Source organism: Pseudomonas sp. FG86, assembly GCF_057808775.1.
The window spans coordinates 98,749-106,619 of sequence record NZ_JBMDIS010000019.1 but is presented as its reverse complement, the minus strand read 5'-3'; the positions used below and the strand labels follow the sequence as shown (position 1 = coordinate 106,619).

At 59.7% G+C, this 7,871-nt stretch carries 6 protein-coding genes and 3 tRNA genes; 4 read left to right on the top strand and 5 right to left on the bottom strand.

Features of this window, described 5'->3' with window-relative positions; genetic code table 11:
* Window positions 1–127: 127 nt before the first annotated feature.
* The 3 genes from ACODSV_RS14995 to ACODSV_RS14985 form a co-directional block, all read right to left on the bottom strand.
* Window positions 128–212, bottom strand: a tRNA-Leu gene (locus ACODSV_RS14995).
* Between the two features lie 56 nt (window positions 213–268).
* Window positions 269–344, bottom strand: a tRNA-His gene (locus tag ACODSV_RS14990).
* A 32-nt stretch (window positions 345–376) separates the two neighbouring features.
* Window positions 377–453: transfer RNA gene (locus ACODSV_RS14985), tRNA-Arg, on the bottom strand.
* Window positions 454–728: 275 nt separating this feature from the next.
* Here ACODSV_RS14985 and folD point away from each other — a divergent pair.
* The 4 genes from folD to ACODSV_RS14965 all read left to right on the top strand — a co-directional run bounded on the left by folD (window position 729) and on the right by ACODSV_RS14965 (window position 5,738).
* Complete coding sequence (gene folD / locus ACODSV_RS14980) at window positions 729–1,583, top strand: bifunctional methylenetetrahydrofolate dehydrogenase/methenyltetrahydrofolate cyclohydrolase FolD (RefSeq protein ID WP_150054362.1); 855 nt, start codon at window positions 729–731, stop codon at window positions 1,581–1,583.
* A gap of 440 nt (window positions 1,584–2,023) precedes the next feature.
* Entirely contained in the window at window positions 2,024–2,947 is a 924-nt protein-coding gene (gene pbpG / locus ACODSV_RS14975) for a D-alanyl-D-alanine endopeptidase (protein WP_150054361.1), read from the top strand.
* A 210-nt stretch (window positions 2,948–3,157) separates the two neighbouring features.
* Window positions 3,158–3,547, top strand: coding sequence for a DUF2946 domain-containing protein (locus ACODSV_RS14970; RefSeq protein ID WP_069077429.1), 390 nt, complete (start codon window positions 3,158–3,160; stop codon window positions 3,545–3,547).
* A gap of 103 nt (window positions 3,548–3,650) precedes the next feature.
* Complete coding sequence (locus ACODSV_RS14965) at window positions 3,651–5,738, top strand: TonB-dependent receptor (RefSeq protein ID WP_150054360.1); 2,088 nt, start codon at window positions 3,651–3,653, stop codon at window positions 5,736–5,738.
* Window positions 5,739–5,768: 30 nt separating this feature from the next.
* Here the strand turns inward: ACODSV_RS14965 and ACODSV_RS14960 are convergent, their stop codons facing one another.
* Both ACODSV_RS14960 and ACODSV_RS14955 read right to left on the bottom strand, forming a co-directional pair.
* A complete protein-coding gene (locus tag ACODSV_RS14960; RefSeq protein WP_150054359.1) occupies window positions 5,769–7,103 on the bottom strand; it encodes a sensor histidine kinase in 1,335 nt (444 codons plus the stop codon).
* Complete coding sequence (locus ACODSV_RS14955; protein ID WP_150054358.1) at window positions 7,100–7,759, bottom strand: response regulator transcription factor; 660 nt, start codon at window positions 7,757–7,759, stop codon at window positions 7,100–7,102. Before ACODSV_RS14955 ends, ACODSV_RS14960 begins: the two co-directional genes overlap by 4 nt.
* Window positions 7,760–7,871: the final 112 nt, after the last annotated feature.

Below are 7,871 nucleotides of genomic sequence, written 5' to 3'. Positions count from 1 at the left end.
TCGACAACGGGAGTCACAATCCCGTGCTCTACCAACTGAGCTACGCCCACCATATTGCGTTAACAAAGAAACCAAACCACTTCTTTGTTGAGCCCTACCCAGCCTGTCGGCTGCGCATGGCTTTAATTGGTGCGGATGAAGAGACTCGAACTCTTACGCCTCGCGGCGCTGGAACCTAAATCCAGTGTGTCTACCAATTCCACCACATCCGCGCTTGAAGCTCTTAAAGCAAAGGCGCCAGATGATTAATCTGGCGCCTTTCTAAATATGGGGTGGACGAAGGGGATCGAACCCTCGACAACGGGAGTCACAATCCCGTGCTCTACCAACTGAGCTACGCCCACCATATAGCGCTACTTGTGCCAAAGCTGCCTAATGGCGCACCCGGCAGGACTCGAACCTGCGACCATCCGCTTAGAAGGCGGATGCTCTATCCAGCTGAGCTACGGGCGCCTGATTAATCTGTACTCTTGGAGGATTACAAACTAAGTGCTTCCAGCCTTGCAGAACAGCAATTCTGCTCGACCTTCTTAACCAGTGCTAGGCTGTGCCCGACAAGTGCGACGAATAGTATAGAGGCCCCGGAAACCCGTCAAATCTTTTTTAAAAAAAATTCATTTTATTTAAGGGGTTAGGCCAATTTGCAGACCAAGCGCCTTTGCCCTCACGCCTTGGCGTGCGAGAATGCGCGCACTTTTCTTCCCCCTCTCGATGGTTAATCACGCGTAATGACTGCACAACTTATCGACGGCAAATCAATCGCCGCCAGCCTGCGCCAGCAGATCGCCAAACGCGTCACCGAGCGTCGCCAGCAAGGTCTGCGCACGCCGGGTCTCGCGGTGATCCTGGTCGGCAGCGATCCTGCCTCTCAGGTTTATGTCTCGCACAAGCGTAAAGACTGTGAAGAGGTCGGCTTTATCTCCAAAGCCTACGACCTGCCTGCCAACACGACTCAACAGGCCCTGACCGACCTGATTGACAGCCTCAACGACGACCCGAGCATCGACGGCGTCCTGCTGCAATTGCCGCTGCCTGAGCACCTGGACGCCTCCAAGCTGCTGGAGCGCATCCGCCCGGACAAGGACGTCGATGGCTTCCACCCGTATAACGTCGGCCGCCTCGCCCAGCGTATCCCGCTGCTGCGCCCGTGCACGCCCAAAGGCATCATGACCCTGCTTGAAAGCACCGGTGTCAACCTATACGGCCTCGACGCCGTCATCGTCGGCGCTTCCAACATCGTCGGTCGCCCGATGGCCATGGAGTTGCTGCTGGCCGGCTGCACCGTGACCGTGACCCACCGCTTCACCAACGACCTGGCCGATCATGTCAGCCGCGCCGATCTGGTCGTGGTCGCCGCCGGCAAGCCAGGGCTGGTGAAAGGTGAATGGATCAAGCCAGGCGCCATCGTTATCGACGTCGGCATCAACCGCCAGGAAGACGGCAAGTTGGTCGGCGACGTGGTGTACGAAACCGCCCTGCCCCGCGCTGGCTGGATTACCCCGGTGCCAGGCGGCGTTGGTCCGATGACCCGTGCCTGCCTGCTGGAAAATACGCTGTATGCGGCGGAAACCCTGCACGCCTGACCCTCTGGCGCGCTGAACAAAAGCCCTGCCTGATCGCAGGGCTTTTGTTTTTTTGATCACCCATCAATAAAGCTGCTCTCCTCCCCCCCTCCCAAAACGCCACGGACTGTTGAAGTCAGCCACATAAAGGACTCGCTCGGGCATCCTGCTCAATAGCCAGCCGCAAGGCCGGGTTTCTCGATTCTTCGACATCCTTTTCACCCGCCATCGACGGGAACGGGCGCAACTTACCCCCACTCCTTTGAAGAACTCCATCAGGCCCGCCCGCAAGCGGGCCTTTTTTTTCCGCGGGTGGGTACAAACCCAACCAATCATCGGCTTACAGCCTTTATTTAAAGGCTCTCTATCGTTTTCTGATCCATACTCTTAAAATGTAACGTCATTTTTCATATAACCCGTTGCAGAACGGTATTTCCTTACTTTTTAGCGAGTTCATCCGCGTGAAAATTCGTCTCTCTCTCGTCAGCCTATTGTTTGCTTTCACAGGCACCTTCGCGCAAGCCGCCGAAACCACCCTGGCGCCGCGCGACACCTCCAAACTGCAAATTGCCTCCGGCAGCGCCATGCTGGTCGACCTGCAGACCAACAAGGTGATTTATTCCAGCAACCCGGACGTGGTGGTACCCATCGCTTCCGTGAGCAAGCTGATGACCGGGTTGATCGTGCTCGAAGCCAAGCAAAACATGGACGAGTACATCGACATCAACATCAAGGACACCCCGGAAATGAAGGGTGTGTTCTCCCGGGTGAAAATCGGCAGCGAAATGCCCCGCAAAGAAATGCTGCTGATCGCCCTGATGTCCTCGGAGAACCGCGCCGCCGCCAGCCTGGCCCACCACTACCCAGGCGGCTACCCGGCCTTTATTGCAGCGATGAACGCCAAGGCCAAGGCGCTGGGCATGACCAGTACCCATTACGTCGAGCCCACCGGCCTGTCGATCCACAACGTGTCGACCGCCAGGGACCTGAGCAAGCTGCTGGCCTATGCGCGCAAATACCCGATGCTGAGCCAGCTGAGCACCACCAAGGAAAAAACCGTGGCGTTCCGCAAGCCCAACTACACCCTGGGCTTCTCCAACACCGACCACCTGATCAACCGCGCCAACTGGGACATCAAGCTGACGAAGACCGGCTTCACCAACCAGGCCGGTCACTGCCTGGTGCTGGTAACCAGCATGGGTAACCGCCCGGTGTCGCTGGTGATCCTCGACGCCTTCGGCAAATTCACCCACTTCGCCGATGCCAGCCGCATTCGCAACTGGGTCGAGACCGGCAAGAGCGGTTCGGTGCCGGATGTGGCATTGCGCTACAAAGCCGATAAGAACCTGAAGAACCGCGCCAACGCGACAGAGGTTCGGCGCTGAACCAACCCGCCAGGACAAGGCGTCACCTTGGCGGATGCCCCGACTCGCTCGGGGCATTTTTTTGTCCGATAGACACACAAAACAGACTTTTGCGGGGGAGTCGGTCGCCCCAGGCCACTGCCTGATCTGCGGCAAAATAGCGCACGAATGCGCTTTTACTTTGCGCAGGAACTGCCGCTAAATGTTCATCCCTTTCAGTCGACGTCTTTCATGGCTAGCTTCAAACGCATAAGCCCCTGGATCGCCTGCCTTGCCGTGCTGCTCAACATGCTGGCCATGCCGCTCGGCCGTGCCCTGCAGCCGCCGGATATGGGGCTGTTGCTATGGGGCGGATTCTGCTCGGGGGGCACCTCGCAGGCATTACCTCCCAGCTTGAGCAAGCTGATCGACCCACTCCAGTCAGCCCCGTCCAGCAGCCCCATGAAACACAGCGATTGCTGTTGCGGCCATGCCGGGCTGGCGGCACTGCCCTCCGACTACTATCGACATTTCCTGCCGCGCTACGCGCTTGCCATCGCCCTCGTCAACCCTGAGCTGCCGACGCTGCACCCCAGGATTCGCTGGCCCAGCCTGAGCCCACGCGCCTCCCCCACCGCCTGATCGACACCTGCACCCACCTAGGTGAGGTGCGCTCTTCTTTTTCACCGCCCCCTGAGGTGGTTGAACCCCTTTGAAGTGTCTTGTTTATCAGGAAGTGTGCGTTATGCCTGCTCCATTGACTTTGCCGTGCGCAAAGCGCGTTTGCGTGTCCCGATCCCTATGGCCGCTCCTGTCGGTCGGTTTGTTCGCCATCAACCCGCTGCCCCTGGCTTTGGCCGAAGCCAGTAGAACCGAAGACTCAACCCTCACCCTCGGCACCGTCACGGTCCAGGGCGCCACCGGCAGCAATGGCCCGCTGAGTACCAGCAGTGTGCTCAGCTCAGTGGATGTGCTCGGCGCCGATATCCTCGAAAAAATGCCGGTCAATTACAGCTGGGAGTTGTTCAGCCGTGCGCCGGGGGTGATGCTCACCGAATTCAACCAAGGCACCACCTCCGGCAAGATTTCCTTTCGCGGTTTTAACGGCGAAGGTGAAGTCAACGCAGTGAAGTTGCTGATCGACGGCATTCCGAGCAACAGCAACGACGGCAATATGCCGTTCATGGACATGATCTTCCCCCTGGAGCTGGACAGCATAGAAGTGGTACGCGGTACCAGCGATGCGCGCTACGGCCTGAACAACATCGCCGGTAATGTGAACATGCTGACCCGCACCGGTGGCGACTACACCAAGGCACGTATTCGCTATGGCAGCTACAACACGCAGGAGACCCAGCTCGCCAAGGGCATCGAAACCAGCAACTGGACGCAGAATTACTTCTTCGCCTACCAGAAATCCGACGGCTACCGCGATCACGCCCAGGCAGACAAGTTTTCCATGGCCGGCAAATGGTTCTATACCCCGGACGACAACCGCTACCGTATCGGCCTGATCGCCCGTCACTACGAAACCGAGGCGCAGGAACCCGGCTACCTGAGTGAAGAGGACGCCCACCAGCACCCGACCATGACCAACAGCTACAACGCCACCGACAAAGGCACGCGGCGGATGAACCAGCTCAGCGTGCACTTCGACACTGAGCTGTCCGACACCTTGGCCTGGGCGGCGAAAACCTACGTCAACACCTTCGACGACCGGCGCTGGACGCAATATTGGCGCACCAGCGCCCAGCAAGAGCGCGATGCGTACGAAACCCAATACGGCGCCCTCACCTCCCTGACCTGGCGCCCTGAAGTCAGCTGGCTGTATGACTTCGCCCTGGAAGGCGGCGCGGACATGCAGCAGCAACACAACAAAAGCGAGCGCTACCGCACCAAGGACCGGGTCCGGCAGGCCCAAACCCGTGACCAGCAATTCGACTTCGATACCTACGGCGCCTACGTGCAGGCCGAGATCAAACCGTTCGAGTCGCTGAAGATCATCCCGGCCTATCGCGTCGATAAGATCCAAGGCGACTTCACCAACGAAATGACCGGCCTGGACTACGCCATCAATGACTATGGCCTGATCAAACAACCCAAGCTCAGCGTGGTGTATTCACCGTGGGACGTTGCCAGCGTCTATGCCAACTGGGGCCGTACATTTCAGGTGGGTACCGGTGCCGCGGCCTACAAGATTCCGCCAAGGGATACGGATCTCGCGCCGTCCATCAACGAAGGCTGGGAAACCGGCATCAAGTTCACGCCCGCCGATTGGATCGACGGCCGCGTGGCTTATTGGCAACAAAAGGCCAGTGGCGAAGTCAGTCGTCGACTCAACGACCCGAGTGGTGAGTCGGATAACGTCGGCCAAACCCGGCGCTGGGGTTACGACGCGCAAGTGAACCTGCACCCGAATGAGCGCACCGACATCTGGATGGCCTACGCCTGGCAGTACTCGAAAATACTCCAGCCCAGTTCAACCTTGCCCAACAGCAAAGGCCAGGAAATCGACCACATCCCTCATCACCTGTACAACGCCGGGGTCAGCTACAAGGCGACCCACGCGCTGCAATTGACAGCGTGGATGAATGGCCAGACGAATTACTACCTGGAACGCGAAAATACCCAGGGGACTTACGGTGGCTACGTGCTGATGAACCTCGGCGCCAGTTACCGGGTGACCGAGTCGGTCAGTGTCGATCTGCAGTTGAAGAACCTTACCAATCGTTACTATGAATACGTCTGGTACGACCCGGACGGTGCCCAGGCTTCGCTGCATTCACCCGGTGACGGGCGGGCGCTGTATACCGGTGTCAGCGTGGATTTCTGAGGCAAGCAGTCGCTGGGGCTCAGTCAACGTTCAGGTCGGCAGGCGCAAGAACTGAACGTTGACTTCGAACCCGTCATCCCTGCCGGTCGCTGGCGAAGCCAGGGTCATACGCGCCTTGACCCCTTGGACGATGGTCTTGGCAATGGCCAGGCCGAGCCCTGTGCCGCTGGCTTCGCTGCTGCCGCGCACAAAGCGCTCGGTCAGGCGCTGTAACACTGGTGCAGGCACAGCCGGCCCACCATTGACCACCCGCAGCAGCGCCTGGTCCGTCAGGCTGACTTCAACCGGTTGGTCCTCCGCCCCATACTTCAATGCATTCTCGATCAGGTTGCGCAGCAGAATACCGAACGCGTCTGGGTCAATCGCCGCATACACACTGCCCTGGGTAGGAAGCTGCAAGCGGATGCGCTGACCGCTGCTGCGATTCCATTCATCGACCCCATGGGCCAGCAAAGGGATCAGGTCCTGGGGCGCCTCGGACAACAGCCCGCCGCCCTCGGCCTTGGCCAACTGCATGAGCTTTTCCGACAGCCGTGCCAGCTCGCGCAATGAGTTTTCGATCTTCGTCGCACGCATGCGTAATGGACCTTCCGGCGCTTCCTGGCGCAGACGCTGGATCTGCGCCAACGTCGCGGCCAACGGTGTGCGCAATTCATGGGCACTGTTGGCGGTGAAGCTACGCTCGGCCTCCAATGCCTTGCGCAGGCGCTCCAACAGGTGGTTGACCGCGTCGGCCAACGGGTCGATTTCTGCCGGCAACCGCGCCACGCTGATCGGCGACAAATCCCCCACCCCTCGGGCTTCCACGGCACGGCGATAGGCCAACACGCTACGCAGGCTGACGCGCACAAACAGCCAAGTGCCCAACAAGCTGATGGGGATCAACGCCAATAGCGGCAGCAACAAAGCAAACAAGGCTTCCCGCGCCGCCTCGCGGCGATGCCCCAGCGGCTCGGCGATCTCAATGAACAACGTATTGCGCAGCGCACTCGCACCATACAGCCGGTACTTTTTCGTGGTAGAGAACCCTTCGCGCGGCGAGTCGTTGAATATCTTCGGGTTGGCGTCATGGGACTGCATCAGGATCTGGCCCTGGGCATCACGCACCAGGTAGGTCAGATACTCCTTGTGCATCTTCAAGGTTGCGATGTGCTGGGCGGTGCGCGGTTCTTCGCGGTTGCTGATTTCCAGCACGGCCAGGGGCAGGATGCGTTGCGCGGTCTCTTCCAGGGCACTGTCGAACGCTTCGTTCAACTCATGTTGCACCACCAGCCAGGCGCCGACGGTCGCGCCCAGCCAGAGCAAGGTCATGCCCAGGGTCAGTCCCAGGCCAAGGCGCCTTTGCAGGCTGATCGGCGACTTCATACGGTCATCAACCGATAGCCCATGCCGCGCACGGTTTCCACCAGCTCACGCCCCAGTTTTTTACGCAGGCGGCTGATGTAGACCTCGATGGTGTTGCTCTCGATTTCGGCGCCAAAGGCATACAAGCGCTCTTCGAGCTGCGACTTCGACAGCAACGCCGTAGGGCGCTGCACAAACGCCTCGAACAGCGCCCACTCGCGTGCCGTGAGGTCAATGGTGACGCCGGCGCGCTGCACGGTGCGCGCGTTCATGTCGACCTGTAATTCACCGAGCCTGATCAGCGGGTTCGGGTTGCCGCTGTAGCGGCGGGCCACCGCGGCCACACGGGCCGAGAGTTCAAACAGGTCGAACGGTTTGACCAAGTAGTCGTCGGCGCCGGCATTCAGGCCGGCGATGCGGTCGGAAATCTGGTCCTGGGCGGTGAGGATGATCACCGGGGTCACGTTGCCAGCCGAACGCTGCTGGCGCAAAAAGTCCAGCCCGCGACCGTCAGGCAACATCAGGTCCAACAGAATCAGGTCATACGGCGCGGTACGCACACTGGCGCTCGCATGCTCCAGTCGCTGCACCCAATCGACGGCGTGGCCGTCATCGGCAATCTGTTCGCGCACCGCCTCGCCCAGCCCAGGTGCGTCCTCGACCAATAAAACCCGCATCTGGCACCTCCTCTGATGGTTGTCGTGCAGCACCCTAGCGGCCTTACCTGACGTGAATCTGAAGATTCAGCCGGTTGTCAGGAATGCCCCCTAGGGTATGCCGCACAGGCCC